This is a genomic window from Rhizobium sp. MHM7A, from assembly GCF_005862215.1.
In the GTDB taxonomy this organism is placed as follows: domain Bacteria; phylum Pseudomonadota; class Alphaproteobacteria; order Rhizobiales; family Rhizobiaceae; genus Rhizobium; species Rhizobium bangladeshense.
This window is the reverse complement of the sequence record NZ_VCHT01000015.1, coordinates 46,122-65,558: the sequence shown is the minus strand read 5'-3', so window position 1 is coordinate 65,558 and position 19,437 is coordinate 46,122. Positions and strand designations below refer to the sequence as shown.

The 19,437-nt window shown below is 61.4% G+C and carries 21 protein-coding genes, 1 tRNA gene and 1 pseudogene; 6 read left to right on the top strand and 17 right to left on the bottom strand.

The window, feature by feature from the left end; translation table 11 throughout:
- The first annotated feature begins 8 nt into the window (after nt 1–8).
- A pseudogene (locus tag FFR93_RS32670) lies at nt 9–411 on the top strand ((2Fe-2S)-binding protein).
- Nucleotides 377–862 (top strand): bacterioferritin, encoded by a 486-nt coding sequence (gene bfr / locus FFR93_RS32665; protein WP_064696427.1) that lies wholly within the window; start codon nt 377–379, stop codon nt 860–862. Before FFR93_RS32670 ends, bfr begins: the two are co-directional and overlap by 35 nt.
- Before the next feature lie 141 nt (nt 863–1,003).
- On the opposite strand, the gene FFR93_RS32660 is transcribed toward bfr, so the two are convergent.
- The 6 genes from FFR93_RS32660 to rsfS form a co-directional block, all read right to left on the bottom strand.
- Nucleotides 1,004–1,537, bottom strand: coding sequence for an RNA pyrophosphohydrolase (locus FFR93_RS32660; RefSeq protein WP_064708122.1), 534 nt, complete (start codon nt 1,535–1,537; stop codon nt 1,004–1,006).
- A 25-nt stretch (nt 1,538–1,562) separates the two neighbouring features.
- Nucleotides 1,563–2,753, bottom strand: a complete 1,191-nt coding sequence (locus tag FFR93_RS32655; protein WP_138396262.1) for a divergent polysaccharide deacetylase family protein — start codon at nt 2,751–2,753, stop codon at nt 1,563–1,565.
- Nucleotides 2,754–2,830: 77 nt separating this feature from the next.
- Complete coding sequence (locus FFR93_RS32650) at nt 2,831–4,153, bottom strand: S41 family peptidase (protein ID WP_138396261.1); 1,323 nt, start codon at nt 4,151–4,153, stop codon at nt 2,831–2,833.
- Nucleotides 4,143–5,543, bottom strand: a complete 1,401-nt coding sequence (locus FFR93_RS32645; protein ID WP_138396315.1) for a murein hydrolase activator EnvC — start codon at nt 5,541–5,543, stop codon at nt 4,143–4,145. The genes FFR93_RS32650 and FFR93_RS32645 overlap by 11 nt, the downstream gene beginning before the upstream one ends.
- A 181-nt stretch (nt 5,544–5,724) precedes the next feature.
- Nucleotides 5,725–6,207, bottom strand: coding sequence for a 23S rRNA (pseudouridine(1915)-N(3))-methyltransferase RlmH (gene rlmH, locus FFR93_RS32640; RefSeq protein WP_064708118.1), 483 nt, complete (start codon nt 6,205–6,207; stop codon nt 5,725–5,727).
- A gap of 116 nt (nt 6,208–6,323) precedes the next feature.
- Complete coding sequence (rsfS, locus tag FFR93_RS32635) at nt 6,324–6,767, bottom strand: ribosome silencing factor (protein ID WP_064708117.1); 444 nt, start codon at nt 6,765–6,767, stop codon at nt 6,324–6,326.
- Between the two features lie 209 nt (nt 6,768–6,976).
- On the opposite strand from rsfS, the gene FFR93_RS32630 reads away from it, so the two are divergent.
- A complete protein-coding gene (locus FFR93_RS32630; protein WP_138396260.1) occupies nt 6,977–7,333 on the top strand; it encodes a winged helix-turn-helix domain-containing protein in 357 nt (118 codons plus the stop codon).
- A 26-nt stretch (nt 7,334–7,359) separates the two neighbouring features.
- Here FFR93_RS32630 and modC read toward each other — a convergent pair whose 3' ends face one another.
- From modC to obgE, 7 genes are all read right to left on the bottom strand, one after another.
- Complete coding sequence (modC, locus tag FFR93_RS32625; RefSeq protein ID WP_138396259.1) at nt 7,360–8,427, bottom strand: molybdenum ABC transporter ATP-binding protein; 1,068 nt, start codon at nt 8,425–8,427, stop codon at nt 7,360–7,362.
- Complete coding sequence (gene modB / locus FFR93_RS32620) at nt 8,424–9,125, bottom strand: molybdate ABC transporter permease subunit (RefSeq protein ID WP_064712483.1); 702 nt, start codon at nt 9,123–9,125, stop codon at nt 8,424–8,426. The genes modC and modB overlap by 4 nt, the downstream gene beginning before the upstream one ends.
- A 355-nt stretch (nt 9,126–9,480) precedes the next feature.
- Nucleotides 9,481–10,272, bottom strand: a complete 792-nt coding sequence (gene modA, locus FFR93_RS32615; RefSeq protein ID WP_138396258.1) for a molybdate ABC transporter substrate-binding protein — start codon at nt 10,270–10,272, stop codon at nt 9,481–9,483.
- A 485-nt stretch (nt 10,273–10,757) separates the two neighbouring features.
- Nucleotides 10,758–11,357 carry a nicotinate-nucleotide adenylyltransferase gene (locus FFR93_RS32610; protein WP_246569430.1) on the bottom strand — a complete coding sequence of 200 codons (600 nt, stop codon included), beginning with the start codon at nt 11,355–11,357 and terminating at the stop codon, nt 10,758–10,760.
- Between the two features lie 37 nt (nt 11,358–11,394).
- Complete coding sequence (locus FFR93_RS32605; protein ID WP_138396256.1) at nt 11,395–12,678, bottom strand: glutamate-5-semialdehyde dehydrogenase; 1,284 nt, start codon at nt 12,676–12,678, stop codon at nt 11,395–11,397.
- Nucleotides 12,671–13,840 (bottom strand): glutamate 5-kinase, encoded by a 1,170-nt coding sequence (gene proB / locus FFR93_RS32600; RefSeq protein WP_064708110.1) that lies wholly within the window; start codon nt 13,838–13,840, stop codon nt 12,671–12,673. The genes FFR93_RS32605 and proB overlap by 8 nt, the downstream gene beginning before the upstream one ends.
- A complete protein-coding gene (obgE, locus tag FFR93_RS32595) occupies nt 13,827–14,915 on the bottom strand; it encodes a GTPase ObgE (protein WP_138396255.1) in 1,089 nt (362 codons plus the stop codon). The genes proB and obgE overlap by 14 nt, the downstream gene beginning before the upstream one ends.
- Before the next feature lie 83 nt (nt 14,916–14,998).
- Here obgE and FFR93_RS32590 point away from each other — a divergent pair, with 83 nt between their 5' ends.
- Nucleotides 14,999–15,865, top strand: coding sequence for an endonuclease/exonuclease/phosphatase family protein (locus tag FFR93_RS32590; protein ID WP_138396254.1), 867 nt, complete (start codon nt 14,999–15,001; stop codon nt 15,863–15,865).
- A 92-nt stretch (nt 15,866–15,957) separates the two neighbouring features.
- Here the strand turns inward: FFR93_RS32590 and FFR93_RS32585 are convergent, their stop codons facing one another.
- The 4 genes from FFR93_RS32585 to rplU form a co-directional block, all read right to left on the bottom strand.
- Complete coding sequence (locus FFR93_RS32585; RefSeq protein ID WP_138396253.1) at nt 15,958–16,545, bottom strand: GNAT family N-acetyltransferase; 588 nt, start codon at nt 16,543–16,545, stop codon at nt 15,958–15,960.
- Complete coding sequence (locus tag FFR93_RS32580; protein WP_011427247.1) at nt 16,542–17,198, bottom strand: GNAT family protein; 657 nt, start codon at nt 17,196–17,198, stop codon at nt 16,542–16,544. The genes FFR93_RS32585 and FFR93_RS32580 overlap by 4 nt, the downstream gene beginning before the upstream one ends.
- Nucleotides 17,199–17,323: 125 nt before the next feature.
- Entirely contained in the window at nt 17,324–17,593 is a 270-nt protein-coding gene (gene rpmA / locus FFR93_RS32575; protein ID WP_004676172.1) for a 50S ribosomal protein L27, read from the bottom strand.
- A gap of 34 nt (nt 17,594–17,627) precedes the next feature.
- Complete coding sequence (gene rplU / locus FFR93_RS32570) at nt 17,628–17,945, bottom strand: 50S ribosomal protein L21 (RefSeq protein ID WP_007824851.1); 318 nt, start codon at nt 17,943–17,945, stop codon at nt 17,628–17,630.
- A 304-nt stretch (nt 17,946–18,249) separates the two neighbouring features.
- On the opposite strand from rplU, the gene FFR93_RS32565 reads away from it, so the two are divergent.
- A tRNA-Ser gene (locus FFR93_RS32565) sits at nt 18,250–18,339 on the top strand.
- 355 nt (nt 18,340–18,694) lie between these two features.
- The gene (locus FFR93_RS32560) at nt 18,695–19,351 is read left to right on the top strand and encodes a hypothetical protein (RefSeq protein WP_138396252.1); all 657 of its coding nucleotides are present in this window, start codon (nt 18,695–18,697) and stop codon (nt 19,349–19,351) included.
- The last annotated feature ends 86 nt before the right edge of the window (nt 19,352–19,437 follow it).

Genomic DNA, 19,437 nt, shown 5'->3' with positions numbered 1-19,437 from the left:
CGATTCCAATCGATGCGTCGGATTCGAATTTTTTCTTGACAGCCACCATCTTCTTTAGCAGAAAACACGATAGTCAGTGTCATGTTTGGAAATGAAGACGTGCTTGTCTGCAGCTGCAATTACATAACCGACAAGGAAATCCGGGAGGTTATCACCAGCCTTCTCGATGAAGACTGCTGGCAGCTTATCGTGCCTGCGAAGGTCTATCACGCCATGGAAAAACGCGGCCGTTGCTGCGGCTGCTTCCCTAACGTGGTCGACATCATCATCCAGACGACCGAGGAATATCACGCCCGTCGCCACTCGACGGAAGCCGAAATATTTGATTTCATGTCACGCTTGAAGCAATTCCATGAGGAAAACAGGAGAGCGGACATTGAAAGGCGACAAAAAGGTCATCGAGCGGCTTAACGAGGCACTGTTCCTCGAACTCGGTGCGGTCAACCAATATTGGGTTCACTATCGTCTTCTCGAGGACTGGGGCTACACCAAGCTCGCCAAGAAGGAACGCGCCGAATCCATCGAAGAGATGCACCACGCCGATCGGCTCGTTGCACGCATCATCTTCCTCGAAGGCCATCCCAATCTGCAGACGCTCGCACCGCTGCGCATCGGCCAGAACGTCAAGGAAGTCCTGGAAGCCGATCTCGCCGGCGAGTACGACGCCCGCACGGCCTACAAGAAGTCGCGCGATATCTGTCATGAGGCCGGCGATTACGTTTCCATGAAGCTTTTCGAAGAGCTGCTGATGGATGAGGAAGGCCATATCGACTTCCTTGAAACCCAGCTCGATCTGCTCGAGAAAATCGGCGAAAGCAAATACGGCCAGCTCAACGCCGATTCCGCCAACGAAGCCGAATGAATTCCTAAGCAATATCGGCCGTCTCTGACGGCCGGTACTCCCGATCTGAGGTTGTCGGAGACGATCCAGCTGCCAGGCATTCGAATGCACCAGCCATGCCTTCCTCCTGCTGCAAGCCCAAACGCGGTCGCCCTGCCGCAATCAGTCTTCCGATTGAAGCGTTGCCAGGTGCTGAAATTCGGCGACCACCTGGTCGTAGACGGCGCGCTTGAAGGGCACGATCAATCCCGGCAGTTCCTGCATCGGCTTCCACTCCCAGGCATCGAATTCCGGCTCGTGGCCGCCAGGCGGCGGGTTGATGGCAATCTCGCCTTCTTCGCCTTCGAAGCGGAAGGCGAACCAGCGTTGCGTCTGGCCGCGGAATTTTCCCTTCAGCCCGATGCCGATCAGTGCCGGCGGCAGGTCGTAATTGATCCAGTTCCGCGCTTCGGCGAGCAGGGTCACCGTCTTGATGCCGGTCTCCTCGTAAAGCTCGCGATAGGCGGCATCCAGGGGATCCTCGCCTCTGTCGATGCCTCCCTGGGGCATTTGCCAGAGCTGCGGTGAGCCGTCATATTCGGAATTGCCGTCGGGAATGCGTCGCCCGGCCCAGACCAGACCATCGCGGTTCAGGATCATCACGCCGACGCATGGGCGATAGGGCAGATCCTCGGCTTTCACGGTCGCCTGGCTCATCTTCTTCTCCATTCAGGACATCATCTCAGGGGTTTTTAGGATCGTTGGACAACGCCGCGACACCGACGATTTCGATCCCGCGCATCGACGCCTCCTCGCTCCACTTCGCAATGGCGTCGATGCTTTCGTCAAAAGCCGAAGCGATACCAATCGCCTGGCCGTTCTTGCGAGCGACGCGCTCGAGTTCGTCGAGTTTTTTCAAGATGGCGTTGACATCGAGCTGGCCGTCAAGCTGCAGATCGGCAATCGCATAGGGTAGCTCGGTTCCCTTGGCGACCGCCGCCGTTTTCGACTGGGCCGAAGTCCCATCGTCGAGGAAGAGCAGGCCGCGCTTGCGGATGTCGCGCATGACAGGCTCCATGGCGGCGGGGTCGGAGAGGAAACGGCCACCGAGATAGTTCATGATGCCGGTATAGTTGGTGATCTCGCCCATCGCCTTGTGCAAGTTCTCGATATTGCGGGCGACCGGTTTGCTTGTCAGCAGGGTTTCCGGGCCCGGATCATTGGCCGGGTAATCAAACGGCTCAAGCGGCACCTGCAGGAGAATCTCGTGGCCGCCGCGGCGGGCTTCCTGCATCCAGCGCTGCAGACTGTTGCCGCTCGCGGCAAAGGCGAGGGTGATTTCCTCCGGCAGTTCGGCGATGGCGCGCTGCGTTCCCGTCTGGCTGAGCCCAAGGCCGCTGACCACGATGGCGATGCGGATGCCGCGCGCTTGGGATGAAGGACGGGCATATTGGTCCATCGGCCGCCGACCGTCCGGGCCGACGATCGGCAGCCTGCCAAACGCGGTCTCTTCGAGCAAGGCTTCGTTGGGTTGAGCTGCCAGGCGCGGATCCTGGCCGATCTGCATGGCATCGACCAGCACCGGCCCGCTGCCGTCGCGCGGGCGGGGACTGTATTTGGTGACGACGGAGCCATCTCCGGTGACCGTCTGCTCGACATTGGCGCCCGAGCGTGGATCGGCGCGAGGAATGCCGTTCGCCGCCTGATTGGCAGCGGTCGTCGGTGGCGTACCGGACTGTTCATTTGCTGCCTGTTCGGCCGCAGGCGACCTGGCGCGCTCAAGCCCATCGCCACGAAAGGCGGTATAAATAGAAAAGCCGCCTATCGCGAAGAGGCACAGGCTGGCGGCGATGCGGCCGACGCGCAGCACACCCGGACGCCGGCTGCCGGTTTTGCGGTTGCGCCCTAAAGGCGCATGCAGGTCCGTTCCCAATTTTCTCGCCCGCTCCAAAACCGGGAAACAGCAGAAAGGGTCAAGGCCGGGCGAGTGCCCGGCCTTGCGATCATCGATTACTTGGCGACGACGGCCTTATCCGGGTTCGGCGGGAAGGCTGGATCGTTCTTCTTGCCGCGCAGAAGGTCGAGCGCATAGTTCAGCTGAACGTCATCCTTCGGGTCCGGCGGCACATAGGCAACGGAGCCCGAACCCTCGTCGGTTTCGCTCTGGCCCTTGATGTGGCCGCGCAGGCTGGATTCGCCCTCGGTCACCATCTTGCCCTGCAGTTCCTCCGGCAGCGGCTCCTCTACCTTGATGTCGGGCGTAATGCCGGTGCCCTGGATCGAGCGACCGGATGGCGTGTAATAGAGCGCCGTGGTCAGGCGCAGCGCGCCGTTTTCGCCGAGCGGAATGATCGTCTGGACCGAACCCTTGCCGAAGGAACGGGTTCCGAGAATGGTGGCGCGGCGCAGATCCTGAAGGGCGCCGGCGACAATTTCCGATGCGGACGCGGAACCGCCGTTGATCAGGACGATGACCGGCTTGCCATCGGTAAGGTCGCCCGGGCCGGCATTGAAGCGGCGGGTTTCATCCGGATTGCGGCCGCGCGTCGAAACGACCTCGCCACGCTGCAACAGGGCGTCGGAGACGTTAATCGCCTGGTCGAGCAGGCCGCCCGGATTGAGGCGCAGGTCGAGGACATAACCCTTCAGCTTGTCGGCCGGAACGGCGTCCTTGATCTTCTTGATCGCCGTTTCCATGTCGGGATAGGTCTTTTCGGTGAAGGAGATGATGCGGAGGTAACCGACATCGTCCTCGACGCGCGACTTGACTGCCTGGACGGCGACGACGTCACGGACGATCGTCAGCTCGATCGGCTTGTCGGCGCCCTTGCGGATCAGCGTCAGCTTGATCGGCGTGTTGACGGCGCCGCGCATCTTTTCGACAGCGTCTTCCAGCTTCAGGCCACGAACGGACTGCCCGTCAATCTCGGAGATGTAATCGCCGGCGAGAACGCCGGCCTTGGCGGCGGGCGTGTCATCGATCGGGGTGATGACCTTGACCAGCTCGTCTTCCATGGTGACTTCGATGCCGAGGCCGCCGAACTCACCCTTCGTCTGGGTGCGCATGTCTTCGGCGTCCTTCGCATTCATATAGCTCGAATGCGGGTCGAGCGAGGACAGCATGCCGTTAATGGCGTTCTCGATCAGCTTGTCTTCGGCCGGCGGTGTGACGTATTGCGCGCGCACGCGTTCGAAAACGTCGCCAAATACCGACAGCTCCTTGTATGTGGAGGATCCGGCTGCTTCTGCAGGCACACCTGCCGAGTAGATGACGCTCATCGCGGTCGCACCCATCAATGCGCCGACCAGAACAAGAGAAGCCCTACGAATCATTGCGTGCCTTTCCAGTGTCCTTGGCGGTCCACCACGGTCGGGAATCGACCGGTTTACCGTCTTTTCGAAATTCAATGTAAAGCGTTGGCCGGTCCGTTTCCAGCGCCAATGCGGTTGCGCTTGCCACTCTTTTCGCTCCCATCACGGCGAGCGGCTCGCCGGAGAAAACGAATTTTCCCTGACGGGTATTGATCGTATCCATTCCCGAGAGAACCAGGTGATATCCGTCGCCCACGTCGAGAATGATCATCTGACCGTAGCTGCGGAAAGCACCGGCGAAAACCACCAGGCCATCTGCCGGCGCAGTCACCACCGTCTCCGGGTTGGCGGCGACCGTCATTCCCATGGCTTCGTGCCCGGTGCCATCGGCATCGCCGAACTGGCGCAGGATATCGCCTGCCACGGGCAGTTCCAATTTCGCCCTCAATTCTGCGAAGGGATATGCGGGCGCAATGCGGTTTTTATCGGGCACGCCGCTCTCGGCCAGCGCCTTCGCCTGAGCCCGTTGCTCGTCCGTCAGGAGCTTGCGGTTCTCCTCGGCCTGGCGGGCGGCGGCGGCCGCTTCCCGTACTGAAGCGATCTCGGATTCCATAGAGGCGACAAGGCCTTCCAGGCTGGTCGCCTTGCCTGCCAGTTCCTCCGACCGCTTCCTCTCGGCCTCCAGTTCGGCGGCGTTGCTGCGGCTGAGCTTGTCGTTTTCGGCGAGCAACAGGTCCATGCGCCGCTCTTCCTCGATGCCGTCAGCCATCGTCGCCGTGAGCGCAGTCTTCTCGGCGGCGCTTGCCGTCTGCAGTGCCGCCAGGCTTGCGAGATCGGCGACGAGCTTGTCGGTCTTCTTGCGCATGCCGGGCACGACGGCACCGAGAAGAATGGCGCTGCGCACGGAAGCAAGCGCGTCGTCAGGCGTGACGAGCAAAGCCGGCGGTGGATTGCGGCCCATGCGCTGGAGCGCCGCCAGCACTTCCGCCAGCAGACCGCGGCGCTCATGCAGGGAACGGCGGATGCCATCCTCCTTGACGCCGAGATCGGCAAGCTTCTTCTCGCTCTCGAGGATCTGCGTTTCGAGCCCCTTGCGGCGGGCGGCGGAATCGATCAGCGCCTGGCGAATGCTCTGCGTGTTCTTTTCCAGATTGCTGATGCTTTGCTGGAGTTCGCTCACCTTGTCCGAGGAGAGGCTGATTGTCTTCGACAGGGTTTCTAGCTCGGCGCGGGTCTGATCCCGTTTGGCGGCGAGTTCGGCGGCCGGATCGGGCGGCGGCGGCTCGGCCGCCGGCGCGTTAAAAGATTGCGCCGCCTCCGGAGCGGCATCCTGGGCCTGTACTGAAAACGGGCTTGTCGACACGAGGGTGACCGCAACACCGAAACCGGCCGCAAGTGCCGGCAGGATCACGCGGTGTCGCCTGGTTGGAGTCGTCGTCATGCTTGTCCGGGCACTCTCTCAAATCGCGCGGAGACTAAGCTGATTTGGCATGCTTTGCCAGGAAGTTTGCAGGAGAATGGCTGCCTGAGCAAAACACGGCTGCGTGACAATGCGACGCATATTGCCAAAGGCATGGGCGGAAACGGAATGGTCAGACGCGGTGATAGGGGTGGCCGGAGAGGATGGTGACGGCGCGGTAGAGCTGCTCGGCGATCAGCGTGCGCACGAGCTGGTGCGGCCAGGTCATCTTGCCCAGGCAAAGCGTGGCGTCGGCCCGGTCGTAAAGGGCGGGATCAAGGCCGTCGGCTCCGCCGATTGCGATCGTCAGCTCGCGCTTGCCCTGGTCACGATAACTGGCAAGCAGGTTTGCGAAGGCTTCGCTGTCGAGCGCTTTGCCGCGTTCGTCGAGAAGAATGAGAATGCTGCCCTCGGCCAGCGACTTCAAAAGCATCGCCGCTTCCTCGCGCTTGCGGGTCTCCGCATTGGATGCGCGGCTTTCGCCAACTTCGGCAACACGGGTGAATTCGAGGCCGACGGCGGAGCCGGCCTTGGCAAAGCGGTCTAGGTAACGGGCCACAAGATCCTTTTCAGGGCCGGACTTCAGCCGTCCCACCGCAAAAAGGCCAATTCGCATTCCCCGCTCCTGCTCATGACGGCATTTCAGGCACACGATGCGCCACGGCCGGCTTCTCATCTTTTCCGGCCAGTCAAATGCCGCGACTCAGGCGCCGGACGATGCCGGTTCGCCGGTCAATGCCGTGTTTCTTCATCCATATCCGGAGCCGCCCACATCTTTTCGATGTTGTAGAACTCGCGGATTTCAGGGCGGAACACATGCACGATAATGTCACCGGTGTCGATCAGGATCCAGTCGCCGCCTTCCTGACCTTCGACGCGGGCCGTACCGAAGCCTTCGTCCTTGAGATCGGTGAGCAGGTGATCTGCGATCGCCAGGACATGCCTGTTCGAGCGGCCGGAGACGACGACCATGTAGTCTCCAAGCGCCGATTTTCCGGCAATGTCGATGGTGACGATATCTTCAGCTTTGGAGTCCTCAAGGCTGGTGAGGACGGCTTCTAAAGCGCGGGCAGCGGCATCGGCGCCACGTTCCGCACTCTTCGGGATAACGGCGAGCGTTTTTCCCTTGGCGTGTACTGTTGTCAGTTTTTTCCCTTTCCTGGAATGACAAACCATGCACAACACGAGATCCGATCGAGACCGGATCATGGTTAAGATAGGCATCAAACCATCAATGTTTCAAGACGTGCTAAGGTACAGAGCGGCCGAAAATCCGATCTGCCGTCCGAATTGAAGAATATTGCTGCCCAGGCTGCTTGTGCGGTCGGTGTACAGTTTCCGTGCCGCGGCGTAAAGTGCGGCAAATTCCTCGATTTCTCGATTCGATGACCGACCCAGCCGCAAAAACACCTGTTCCCGTCCTGCGAATCAGCTTTCCGAATGAGCATCGTCTCGGTCACGGCAAGATGGAGTTGCTGGAGCATATCCGCGTGACCGGATCGATCTCGGCGGCCGGGCGGGCGATGGACATGTCCTATCGCCGCGCATGGCTGCTCGTCAGCGAGATGAACGGGATGTTCCGCGAACAGGTGGTGGAGCCGCAACGCGGCGGCCAGAAGGGCGGCGGCGCGGCGCTGACGCCCTTCGGCGAAGAATTGCTCACGCGCTTTCGTCGGATGGAAAGAACCCTGCGCGCAAGTCTTGCCGACGATCTCACCTGGCTCGAAGACAAGTGCAAGTAGCCTACCGACCTGACGCGGCCGACTGATCAGGTCTCCAGAGCAACCGTCTTGATGATGGCGAAGACGGTTTTGCCAGGCTGGAGATCGAGGCGTTCGCAGGAAAGCGCGGTGATGCGCGAGAGAATGGCGACGCCGCCGCAGTCGAGCCGGATTTCAACCGTCCCGTCCTCATCCGACGAGATCTGGTCGATTCTGCCGTCGAGAATGTTCAGCGCACTGAGGCCCTCCGGTCTTGCGGTCGCCAGCATGACGTCGCGCGAGGGGATGCGGATGCGGACCGGCTTGCCCGGCGCAAGCGGCGCACCGGGAACATGCAGCCGACAGGATTTCAGGGCGACGATCGACAGATTGTGATGCGCGTCGGAGCTTTCGACGACGCCCTGCAGCAGCGCGCCCGCCTCCCGCCGGTCGGCAGTCGCCGAGGAGCGGCTCAAAATGTCGACGGCCGGGCCAGCTGCCTCCACCCTGCCGTCGCGCATGACGATCACTTGGTTTGCGAGCCGCGCCACCTCGGCGATCGAATGGCTGACATAGACGATTGGGATTTCGGTCTCATCGCGCAACCGCTCAAGATAGGGCAGGATCTCGGCCTTGCGCGCCTCGTCGAGGGCAGCAAGCGGCTCGTCCATCAAGAGCAGGCGGGGCGAGGAGAGGAGGGCGCGACCGATCGCGACCCGCTGTTTTTCGCCACCGGAAAGTCTTGCGGGGCTGCGTTCCAACAGCGTTTCGATGCCCAGCAGCTCGACGATGCGATCGAGGCTCTCCCCGCGCGCAGCCCTCGGTGCGAACCAGCGACCGTAGGAAAGATTGGCGCGGACGCTCAAATGCGGGAACAGCCGTGCCTCTTGAAAGACGTAACCGAAACGGCGGCGGTGTTTCGGGACGAAGATGCCGGCTGCCGTGTCGGTGAGCCGTTCGCCGTCAAGGGCGACGAGCGCCTCATCCGGACGCGCGAGACCCGCGATGATGCGGATCAGCGAGGTCTTGCCGGAGCCGGAGCGGCCGAACAATGCGGTGACACCGCCTTCGGAGGTGAAAGCGGCGTCGAGCGAGAAGGCGCCGAGCCTTTGTCTTGCCTCGACGATCAGCGTCATTCCGGATCGATCCTCCGGCCGGCGAGACGAGCGAGGAATTCGGAGGCGAGCAGGGCGGCCATGGAAATGACGACGGCGACCAGCGTCAGCCGCAGCGCGCCGGCATCACCGCCCGGCAGTTGGGTGAAGGTATAGATCGCTGCAGGCAGCGTCTGCGTCTCGCCCGGAATGTTGGAGACGAAGGTGATGGTTGCGCCGAACTCCCCCATCGCCTTGGCGAAGGAAAGGATCATCCCGGTGATAATGCCGGGCAGGGTCAGCGGCAGAGTAATTGTCAGGAAAACCCAGGCAGGACTGGCACCGAGGGTTCCGGCCGCCTCTTCCAGCTTGCGGTCGACCGCCTCGATCGACAGGCGGATGCTGCGCACCATCAGCGGAAAGGCCATGACGGCGCAGGCGAGAGCCGCGCCAGTCCAGCGGAAGGAAAAGACGATGCCGAAATGCTGGTCAAGCAGGCTGCCGATCGGGCCGCGACGGCCGAAGAGGATGAGAAGAAGGAAACCCGTGACGACGGGAGGCAGGATCAGCGGCAGGTGAACGGCGCCGTTCAGCACCGACTTGCCCCAGAAGCGGCCGCGGGCCAGCAGCAGGGCAACGAGAATGCCGAAGGGCAGGCTCGCCAGCATGGCGACGATCGAAACGCGCAGGCTGAGCAGGATCGCCGTCCATTCCTCATTGCTCAGACCCAGTGTATCCAATCGAAACCGTCTCCCTGAAAATCGAAGTCGCCGAAGCAAGCCTCAGTTTGATGACGAGCCTGCGGTGTCACCCAACGCCCCTCATCCGCCTGCCGGCACCTCCCCCGCGTGAGGGGAGAAGAGATTTACCGCACCGTCTTCCTCAAACTCAACGCGTTTGCCACGCCCGAGTTACGGGAGAGGGTTAGGGTGAGGGGCAGCCGCGGCTTGATGCCTGACACCTGCTGTACATCAACCGATTGCCGATGCTCGGGACAAGCCCCGAGTATGACGAAAGTAATTGGTCGATTTTGTCAGGAGCCTCGACTGACGCTAGGCTGCCGCCCCTGATTCCGCAACCATCTCAATCCTTCAATCACTTCAAAACAATAAAACCCTGGGCAGCGAAGAAGGCGGCACCCTTTTCGGACTTCAGGAAGTCGAGATAGGCTGATGCATCCGGATTCGTGCTCTCGGCAAGAATTGCGATCGGATAAATGATCGGCGGGTGGGACTCGGCCGGGAACGTGCCGACGATCGCGACACCCTTATCGGCTGCCGCGTCGGTCTGGTAGACGATGCCGTAAGGCGCTTCTCCACGGGAGACGAGGGCGAGGGCGGCGCGCACGCTTTCGGCGCCGGCCACCTTTGATTCAACCGATGTCCAGACGCCGAGCTTTTCCAGCGCGGCCATGCCGTATTTGCCTGCCGGGACCGATTTCGGCTCACCCATGGCAAGCCTGCCGTCACCGAGCAAGCCGGCGAGATCGAAACCATCCTTGATCTCAACCGGCTTTGCCCTGTCCTTTTCGGCAACGAGCACGATCCGGTTACCGAGCAGGTCCGAACGGGTGCCGGCTTTGATCAGCTTCTTCTCCGCGAGATAATCCATCCAATCGCCATCGGCCGAAATGAAGATATCAGCCGGGGCGGCGTTTTCGATCTGCTTGGCAAGCGCCCCGCTCGCCGCATAGGAGGCGACGGCTTCCTTGCCGCTCTCCTTGGCCCAGGCGGCACTGGCGGGGTCGAGCGCATTCTTGAGGCTCGCGGCGGCAAAGACGGTCAGTTTTTCAGCGGCTGCGGCCGACGCCGGCAGCGCTGCCGCGCCTAACCAGAGAGTCGTGATCGCGGCGGTTGCCAGTTTCATCCATTGGCAGCGGTTCTGCATGCCGTCACTCCCGGGATTCGAAATATCTCGAGGAATATAACGACGCTCCCAGTTTGGCTAGGGATATATCTAGGAAAATATAACCGTATCGATGGACAAACGGCCCTACCTATTCATGAGGTGCATTGCTTTCTAAGACGAAGATGTTCGCGGGGCTGCAATGAGCCGCGGACGGCGAGCGGTCAGGCAGAAGACCCGCAGGGGCAAAGACGCTGTTTTGCAGGACTTGCCGATTAAAGAGGCAGCATTCCAGGGGTAGTTACCCGCAGTATTGCATCGTCTGCATTGCTGCGTTGCACAAAATGATATTCACCTTCCCGCGGAATATGGTACAACACACCTATCGAAACGGCTTTCTCCTCCTCCCATAGCCGTTCGACAGGATCGGCAACACTCCTCCTCCCAGTTGTCGGTCGAGTTTATAAGCCCGACGGATCTCCTCCCCCGTCGGGCTTTCTCGTTTCCGGGATTTCTCTGAAAATCAGCTATCTGACCGTGCCCGGCAACGCGCCGTTGCGGATTGCCGTCGAGCTCAGGCCGGAGCGCGGCCCGTGGATGAAGGTCCAGGCCGGCGCTCGCTTCTTCCAGAGTACCCGCGCGTCGTCCTCGTCAATGCGGGCAAAATCGAAGGTCCTCGTCATTTTCGAAGAGAGGTAGGAGAGCGTTGCGCCCGGCCGGTCGATCACCGCGATTGGAAAGGTGCGGGCGATCTCCTGCCATTTCTGCCATTTGTGAAAGGTTTGCAGGCTGTCGGCGCCCATGATCCAGATGAAATGCACATGCGGATTGCGGGCCCTGACGCGGGCCAAAGTGTTGGCGGTAAAGCTGACGCCGAACGCCTGCTCGAAAGCAGTGACCTTGATGCGCGGATCGGCGGCGACACGCTCGCTTTCGGCAACGCGCTCGGCGAGAGGCGCGAGAAAATTGCGGCTTTTAAGCGGGTTGCCGGGAGTCACCATCCACCAGAGCTGGTCGAGGCCGAGCCGCTTGATGGCGATTTCGGCGACGAGCGCATGGCCCTCATGCGGCGGATTGAACGACCCGCCGAACAGGCCGACAATCATGCCGCGCTCGCTGTGCGGCATGCGGAGATAACGTCGGTCCAGCTTTTCCGTCGTCACGTCAGGGTCGGGTCTGTCCGGCACCGCGCACCCGGTATTTGAAGGAGGTGAGCTGCTCGACGCCGACGGGGCCGCGGGCATGCATCTTGCCGGTGGCGATGCCGATTTCCGCGCCCATGCCGAACTCGCCACCGTCGGCAAACTGGGTCGAGGCATTGTGCAGCAGGATCGCCGAATCGACTTCGGTGAAGAAGCGCTGAACGACAGCGGGATCCTCGGCAATGACGGCCTCGGTGTGGTTCGATGAGTATGTCTGGATGTGGGAGATCGCGCCCGATATGCCGTCAACGGTGGCGACCGAGATAATCGCGTCGAGATATTCAGTCGACCAGTCTTCCTCCGTCGCGGCTTTCATGCCGGGTACGACTTCCAGCACCGTTGCGGAGCCTCGGATTTCGCAGCCGGCCTCGGTGAGAACCTCGAGCAACGGGGCCAGGTGCGTGCCGATGGCGGCATTGTCGATCAGCAGGGTTTCGACCGCGCCGCAGATGCCGGTGCGGCGCATCTTGGCGTTGACGACGATCTTCTTCGCCATCTCGATATCGGCTGATGCATCGACATAGATGTGGCAGAGGCCTTCAAGGTGAGCAAAGACCGGCACGCGCGCCTCGCTCTGGACACGGGCCACCAGGCTCTTGCCGCCACGCGGTACGATGACGTCGATTGCCCCATCCAGCCCGCGCAGCATGGCGCCGACGGCGGCGCGATCTGTGACCGGAACAAGCTGGATAGCATGCTCTGGAAGCCCTGCGGCCTTCAGCCCCTCGACAAGGCAGGCATGGATAGCGCGCGATGAACGACGCGAATCGGAGCCGCAGCGCAGGATAACCGCATTGCCAGCCTTCAGGCAGAGGGCGCCGGCATCGGCCGTGACGTTGGGGCGGCTCTCGAAGATGACGCCGATGACGCCGAGCGGGGTGCGGACGCGCTCGATCTTCAGGCCGTTCGGCCGGTCCCAGGCGGCGATGACTTCGCCGACCGGATCGGCAAGCGCCGCGATGGCGCGGATTCCCTCAGCCATCTCGGCGATGCGCTTGTCGTTCAGCGTCAGCCGGTCGACAAAGGAGGCGAGGGTTTCGCTGCCTTCGATATCCTTCAGATCCTTGGCATTCTCAGCGAGAATATGCGCCTTGTTCGTGAGGATTGCGTCGGCCATGGCGCTCAACGCCTTGTTCTTTGCTTCGGTAGACGCAAAGCCCAGCGGTCGCGCGGCAGCCTTCGCCTTGCAGCCGATGTCATTCATCAGCGCATCAATGTCAGGGCCTGGCGCAACGGTATCAAGCATAGCTTGCGTCCTTCTTCTGCCTTTCAGATTTCTGTCCAATCTGGGCGGTCATCACCATGTCGTCGCGATGGACCATGGCGGCGCGCCCGGCATAACCGAGGATGGCTTCGATCTCCGCCGACTTGCGGCCGGCGATGCGGCGGGCGTCCTCGGCGTCGTAGCTTGCCAGGCCGCGGGCGATCTCGCGGCCGGCAGGGCCGATGATCGCCACCGTATCGCCGCGGCTGAAAAGCCCGGAGATGCTGCGCACGCCGGCGGGAAGCAGGCTCTTGCCAGCGCCGAGCGCCGTCACGGCGCCGTCATCGACGTGCAGTTCGCCAGCCGGCTGCAGCTGCCCGGCTATCCAGGTCTTGCGGGCGGTGACGGGCGTTCCGGAGGGAGCGAACCAGGAGGAGCGCGCGCCGTTTTCGATCGCCGAGAGCGGGCTTTCCGTCTTACCCGAGGCAATGATCATGGCGCAGCCCGAGGTCGTCGCGATCTTGCCCGCATCGATCTTGGTACGCATGCCGCCGCGCGAAAGCTCGGAGGCCGCGCCGCCGGCCATTGCTTCGATCTCGGGGGTGATTTCGGCGATCGTTTCCAGGAAGGTCGCGTTCGGATCGAGATGCGGCGGCGCGGTATAGAGGCCGTCGATATCGGAGAGAAGAATGAGCAGGTCGGCGCCCGTCATCGTCGCCACCCGGGCGGCGAGACGGTCATTGTCGCCATAGCGGATCTCGCTGGTCGCGACAGTGTCGTTCTCGTTGATGATCGGCACGGCGCCGATCTTCAGCAGCTGGTTGATGGTGGCGCGCGCATTGAGATAGCGGCGGCGCTCCTCGGTATCGCCGAGCGTCAGCAGGATCTGACCGGCGACGATCTCGTCGTGCGACAGGCTCTCCGACCAGGCGCGCGCTAAGGCGATCTGGCCGACGGCGGCGGCAGCCTGGCTTTCCTCGAGCTTCAGTGCGCCCGAGGGCAGGTCGAGCACCGAACGGCCGAGCGCGATTGCCCCTGAGGAGACGACGAGCACGTCGATCCCCTTGGCCTTCAGCCCCGCAATATCGGCGCACATGGCATCAAGCCAAGCCTTCTTCAGCCCGGCTTTGCGATCGACCAACAAAGCGGAGCCGATCTTGATGACGATGCGGCGGTAGCGGCCGAGCGGCTTACGGCTGGTCATCGGCCCCATCCTCGTCCTCGCCCTCTTCGCTGACGATCATGTCCCGATGCCGGAGTTTCGGCGCCTTGGCCGGCTTTTCCTCGGCATTGTTCTCGACGATGATGTCGCGCAGCGCCCGCAGAACCTCGGTCATGCCCCTTCCTGTCACAGCCGAGATCTGGAAGGGGGTCTTGCCGCAGGCCTTGGCCAATTCCTTCGTCTTCTTCTTCAGTTCCGCCTCATCGAGCACGTCGATCTGCGACAGCGCCACGATCTCGGGCTTGTCGGTGAGCTCATTGCCATAGGCTTCGAGCTCGTGTTTGACCGTCTTATAGGCCTTTCCGACCTTTTCCTCCTGGGCGGAGACGAGATGGAGCAGCACCCGGGTGCGCTCGACGTGGCCGAGGAAACGGTCGCCGATGCCCACACCCTCATGGGCGCCTTCTATGAGGCCCGGAATATCGGCGAGAATGAACTCCCGTTCATCAACGGTGGCAACGCCGAGATTGGGATGCAGCGTGGTGAATGGGTAGTTGGCGATCTTCGGCCGGGCGCGGGTAACCGATGCGAGGAAGGTCGACTTGCCGGCATTGGGCAGGCCGACGAGGCCGGCATCGGCAATCAGCTTTAGCCGCAGCCAGATGGTTTTTTCCTCGCCGGGCAGGCCGGGATTGGCCCAATCCGGCGCCTGGTTGACCGAGGTTTTGAAATGGGCGTTGCCGAAGCCGCCATTGCCGCCATGGGCGAGGCAGTAACGCTGGCCTTCCTCGGTCAGGTCGCAGATCATCGTTTCCCGGTCTTCCTCGAAGATCTGGGTTCCCACCGGGACCTTCAGCGTCACGTCGCTGCCGTTGGCGCCGGTGCGGTTGCGGCCCATGCCATGGGTGCCGATCGTCGCCTTGAAATGCTGCTGATAGCGGAAATCGATCAGCGTGTTGAGGCCATTGACGGCCTCGACCCAAACGTCGCCGCCGCGTCCGCCGTCGCCGCCATCGGGGCCGCCGAATTCGATGAACTTCTCGCGCCGGAAGGAAACGCTGCCCGCGCCACCATCTCCGGATCGGATATAGACCTTTGCTTCGTCGAGAAATTTCATTTTACTTCCAATATTCGTGGCAGTTGGACGGCCCGTCTTGGCCCATTCGATATAGGCGGTTCCGACGGAGGTCAAAGATTATCGTGAATTTCGTGAGCTATAACATACAGTACGGCTTCGGTCTCGACGGCCGATACGATCTCAAGCGCATTGCCCAAAGCCTCGAAGGCGCCGATGTCATCGCGCTCCAGGAGGTAACCCGCGGCTTCTGGCGCAACGGTTTTGCCGACATGGTGGCTGACATTGCCGCCTTCTTTCCCGACCATTTCTGGGTGTATGGGCCGGCCTGCGACATCCATATCGAGGGGGGCGAAGGCGGCCTGCAGCCGGTGCGCGGCACGCGCTTTCAGTTCGGCAACATGGTGCTGTCGCGCTGGCCGATCCTTTCGACCCGGACGCTGCTTCTGCCGCGCAGCCGGACGATCGCCAAGATCAACCTGCAGCGCGGCGCAACCGAGGCGCTGATCGCCGCGCCCAGGGAAGCGGTCCGTCTCTATTCCGTTCATCTCGACCATGTCTCGGCGGACGAGCGCATCCGCCAGCTGCATTTCTTGAACGCGCGTATCAACGCCTTCGTACAGGAGGGCGGATCGCTGACGGGGGGAAGCGAGCTTGAGCTGCCGGAGCCGCCGCTGCCCACGGATTATATCATTATGGGCGATTTCAATATGGAGCCCGAATCGCCCGAATATTGTGCGCTTGCCGGCGCCGGCGGCGGATATTACGGCCGTGTCGCCAGAATCGGCACGCCGGTCGACGCCTTTTCGGCGCTCGGCGCCTATCCCCCGGGAAGCTACAGCTGGATGGATCCCGAGGATCGCGGCAAACGCATGCATCTCGATTATTGTTTCGTCAGTTGCGGCCTGGAGGGCCGGTTGAAATCCGCCCGGATCGATACGCAATCCGTCGGTTCCGATCACTTTCCCGTTTGGGTCGAGATCGGCGATTGACGGAGACGCCGCCGAGCCGGCGGCGTCTCCTCTTAACTATGAGAGCACGACGTTGTCCGAAAACCGCTCACAGTTTTCGGCATCATGCTCGGTTATGCGACCTTGCGCGGCTGCAGCGCGCCCGGCTGCAGCACGGTTTCGATGTGCGACACCATGGTGTTGCGGGCGAAACAATAGATTTCGCCGCAACCCGTCATGCGGAACCCGAGCTTCTCCTGCAGTCGCAGCGAAGCCGGGTTGTCGGCGAAGACACCGGAATGAACAGGCGTCTCCGGCATGCGGCGCGAGAAGCGCTCGATGATCGCCGCCACCGCCTCGCTCATATAGCCGCGCCGCCAGTAGTAGCGGTTCAGCCAGTAGCCGAGGTGCCAGCGGCCGTGGCGCAGCTCGATCGAGACGTTGCCGATATGGACATCGTCCGTGCAGGTGATCGCAAGCGGCCAGTCCGGCAGGGCGCCAGAGGTGACCGGCACCAGCCAGTCCAGCGCATCCTGCCGATCGAAGGGCGCGGGCACGCGGGAGAGCATGCGCGTCACCGCAAAATCGGAAAGCGATTCCGCGATGGCGGGCGCGTCGCTCAGCCTGTGCGGGCGGAGCGTCAGCCGGGCGGTCGAGATAACAGGCGCGGGGCCGGGCATCATCGACTTGGAATCCGGCCTTTGCAGTGCCGTCGTGCTCATGCGATGTTCCCCCAGCTTCGGAGGGACATCCAGGTCTTGCGGTCGAGCCTGTACCACTCCACCGGCACGTTGCTGCCGAGCGCAAGCGAGGCCGCAAGTCCCGATCCCTGGAACTGGAAGCCGCACTTCTGGATGACGCGCCGAGAGGCGACGTTCATCACCCGGCAGCGGGCATCGATCTGGTCGACGTCCTGCCGCGTCCTGAACACCATGTCGACGAGGGCATGGCAGGCCTCGGTCGTATAGCCCTGGTTCCAATAGGGCTCGCCCAGCCAGTAACCGATCTCGACGGTCTTGCCGTCGCTATGCGGTTCGACGCCGCAGCACCCCATGAAGGCGCCGTTTTCGGCCTTGGTGATGGCATAGACGCACTTACCAATCTCGCCATTTCGCGAACGCCAAACAAAGTCGGCGGCATCATTGGCGGTATAGGGGTGCGGCATACGCGATACCATGGTGGCGACTTTGGCGTTGTTGGCGAGATGGGCAAGGGCGTCGATGTCTTCTTCGTGGGGCGCGCGCATGACGAGCCTTTCCGATAACAAGACAGGGCAATCGGTCCTTAACCGCTCCGGCCTCAGCCGTTCCTTGGAAGACCGCTGGTCTTCCCGGGAAGACCGGGATTGGTCTACCCTTATCAATTCGCCTTGCATGTTCAGTCCTCCTGTTTGGACAAAGAAAAAGGGGAGATGGCGCCCCATCTCCCCTGTTTTCTGGACTGAACCTGGTACGGTCAGCCGGGTCGATGAGACGCCGGCTGTTTTTGAGCGCTACCGGCTTATTCCGCTGCTTCCGCTTTCGGCATGACAGACACGTAGACGCGACCGTTGGCCTTCGTTCGGTAGTCCACATTGCCGGCGGTAAGTGCAAAGATCGTATGATCCTTGCCGAGGCCGACGTTGGAACCGGGATGCCACTGCGTACCGCGCTGACGCACGATGATGTTGCCTGCGATGACGGCTTCGCCGCCGAACTTCTTCACGCCAAGGCGCTTGGATTCGGAATCGCGACCGTTGCGCGAGGAACCGCCAGCTTTTTTGTGTGCCATTGGAGTTCTCCTTTAAACCTGAAACCCGTTGATCTTACTTGGCAGCCACGATGTCCGTGATACGGACGACCGTGTGATGCTGGCGATGGCCGCGCGAACGCTTCGAATTCTGACGACGGCGCTTCTTGAAGGCGATGACCTTCTTGCCGCGGGTCTGGTCGACGACTTCCGCCTTGACGGAGGCGCCGGCAACGAAGGGCGCACCGATCGCCGCGTCGGCGCCTTCGCCGATCACGAGGACTTCGGTGAATTCAATGGAGTCGCCAGCGGATGCTTCAAGCTTCTCGATGGTCAGCACGTCGTTGGCTGCCACACGGTACTGCTTACCGCCGGTCTTGATGACTGCGAACATTTTTTATCCTTTCATGTTCGTTCCGGCGCTCCCCGCTATTTCAGCAGGTGGCCGTCTTTTTATCAGTCGAAGTTAAGCAGGGATTTCAGGGAACTAGCCCGGAACTCTGGTCTGCCGGTGAAACCCCGCGCGAGCGCGGAGCGGGCAAGGCGGGACTACTCCACACCTATTGCGCAAGCGGGATACGCGAGTGACGGAATGGTGTCAAGGCAAAAGGATGGAATGTTTCGACTTTTCGGCTTGCCAACCTGTCATATGCCCGTTATGAGAACGCCCGCGCCGAACAAGCGCCGACCAAGACCGCGGAGAGGTGGCAGAGTGGTCGAATGCACCGCACTCGAAATGCGGCATACCTGCAAGGGTATCGTGGGTTCAAATCCCACCCTCTCCGCCATAAGCACCGTTTTTTCAGTTGGCTGACGCCGCAATCCCGCATGAGCCCATGTCTTGCACAACATTTTGATGGCCGTTGATCCGGCGGTAATATTCTTGCGGCGGTCGGGATAGCTGCCGGTCGGCCTCTTCGCCTTGATCTTGTCCATTATCCCACGCAGCTCCATGTCTCGCGGTCTTTGAAGCCACTCTCGAGCGATATAGACCAGATCTCGCTCCCGCTTGCGCTCCGTTTGTGAGCGACCGTGACATCAATCCCATAGCGCGCTTTTATGTGGAACAGCCACCATTGACGTCAGCGGCGTCATGATAGGCGGATAGATATTCCGGGGCGTGCAAAAGTGGGGACGAGTTGCATGAAAAAATTCTTATTGCTTTGCGCCGGGATTGGATTTCTCGCGTCAGGGGTGATTGCACAAGTTGCGACGCCGGGGTCGTTCGAGGAGTTCATGAACGACGTTGCAAGCACCAACCCTTTAGCCCACGCGATTTTCACAGATCACATGGATGGAGCGAAGGAAATTCACGCGAAGCTTCAGGCTGGAGACGAGGAGGCCGCGCTGAAAGCCGCGTACGACATGATCCAAAAATACGGCCACGCCGCATTCTCGGGTGCGAGCGACGCTTCTGCGATTGAGGTGTTCAAGAAGGGAGGCGATGTCATTGACGCTCTGGGCGATCACTATCCGCGTGGTTGCATGGAGTTTGTTCGAAATGACATCTCTTCTGAAGCCCTGTCTATTCCCAGCGTGAATGAGGCCTATCGGAAGTATCAGGAGGCTCAGCGTCTCGCATATGAGGATGGAAAGCTCCACGAGCCGATTCCGAGGATGGAGATCGCAGATATGTATAAGGTGGTTACTGAGGATCTAGGAGAAACCAGTGCCGAGCGGCGTATGTTACTGAATCCTGGGAACGCTCACGCCATCGCACTATGCGCAATCATCAGAAAGAACTTCAACATATCAGCAGTGCGGGAGCCACTGCGTGGGTCATACGCGAGGGCAAATTGACATCGAAGAAATAGCACCGTCTCTGCCACTCATTCACTGTCCATCTGGCTGCACAAGCCTGATTTTCAAGTGAAATCAGCCCGACT

Coding starts and splice junctions, on each gene's coding strand:
- rplU (WP_007824851.1), bottom strand. CDS start 17,945: ATGTTCGCAGTCATCAAGACCGGCGGTAAGCAGTACCGTGTGGCAGCC.
- FFR93_RS32650 (WP_138396261.1), bottom strand. CDS start 4,153: ATGATTCGTAGGGCTTCTCTTGTTCTGGTCGGCGCATTGATGGGTGCG.
- rsfS (WP_064708117.1), bottom strand. CDS start 6,767: ATGGTTTGTCATTCCAGGAAAGGGAAAAAACTGACAACAGTACACGCC.
- FFR93_RS32580 (WP_011427247.1), bottom strand. CDS start 17,198: ATGCAAGGCGAATTGATAAGGGTAGACCAATCCCGGTCTTCCCGGGAA.
- rpmA (WP_004676172.1), bottom strand. CDS start 17,593: ATGGCACACAAAAAAGCTGGCGGTTCCTCGCGCAACGGTCGCGATTCC.
- proB (WP_064708110.1), bottom strand. CDS start 13,840: ATGACCAGCCGTAAGCCGCTCGGCCGCTACCGCCGCATCGTCATCAAG.
- FFR93_RS32630 (WP_138396260.1), top strand. CDS start 6,977: ATGACCGACCCAGCCGCAAAAACACCTGTTCCCGTCCTGCGAATCAGC.
- FFR93_RS32610 (WP_246569430.1), bottom strand. CDS start 11,357: ATGCCGCACAGCGAGCGCGGCATGATTGTCGGCCTGTTCGGCGGGTCG.
- FFR93_RS32660 (WP_064708122.1), bottom strand. CDS start 1,537: ATGAGCCAGGCGACCGTGAAAGCCGAGGATCTGCCCTATCGCCCATGC.
- FFR93_RS32585 (WP_138396253.1), bottom strand. CDS start 16,545: ATGAGCACGACGGCACTGCAAAGGCCGGATTCCAAGTCGATGATGCCC.
- FFR93_RS32560 (WP_138396252.1), top strand. CDS start 18,695: ATGAAAAAATTCTTATTGCTTTGCGCCGGGATTGGATTTCTCGCGTCA.
- modC (WP_138396259.1), bottom strand. CDS start 8,427: ATGACGCTGATCGTCGAGGCAAGACAAAGGCTCGGCGCCTTCTCGCTC.
- obgE (WP_138396255.1), bottom strand. CDS start 14,915: ATGAAATTTCTCGACGAAGCAAAGGTCTATATCCGATCCGGAGATGGT.
- modA (WP_138396258.1), bottom strand. CDS start 10,272: ATGCAGAACCGCTGCCAATGGATGAAACTGGCAACCGCCGCGATCACG.
- FFR93_RS32605 (WP_138396256.1), bottom strand. CDS start 12,678: ATGCTTGATACCGTTGCGCCAGGCCCTGACATTGATGCGCTGATGAAT.
- rlmH (WP_064708118.1), bottom strand. CDS start 6,207: ATGCGAATTGGCCTTTTTGCGGTGGGACGGCTGAAGTCCGGCCCTGAA.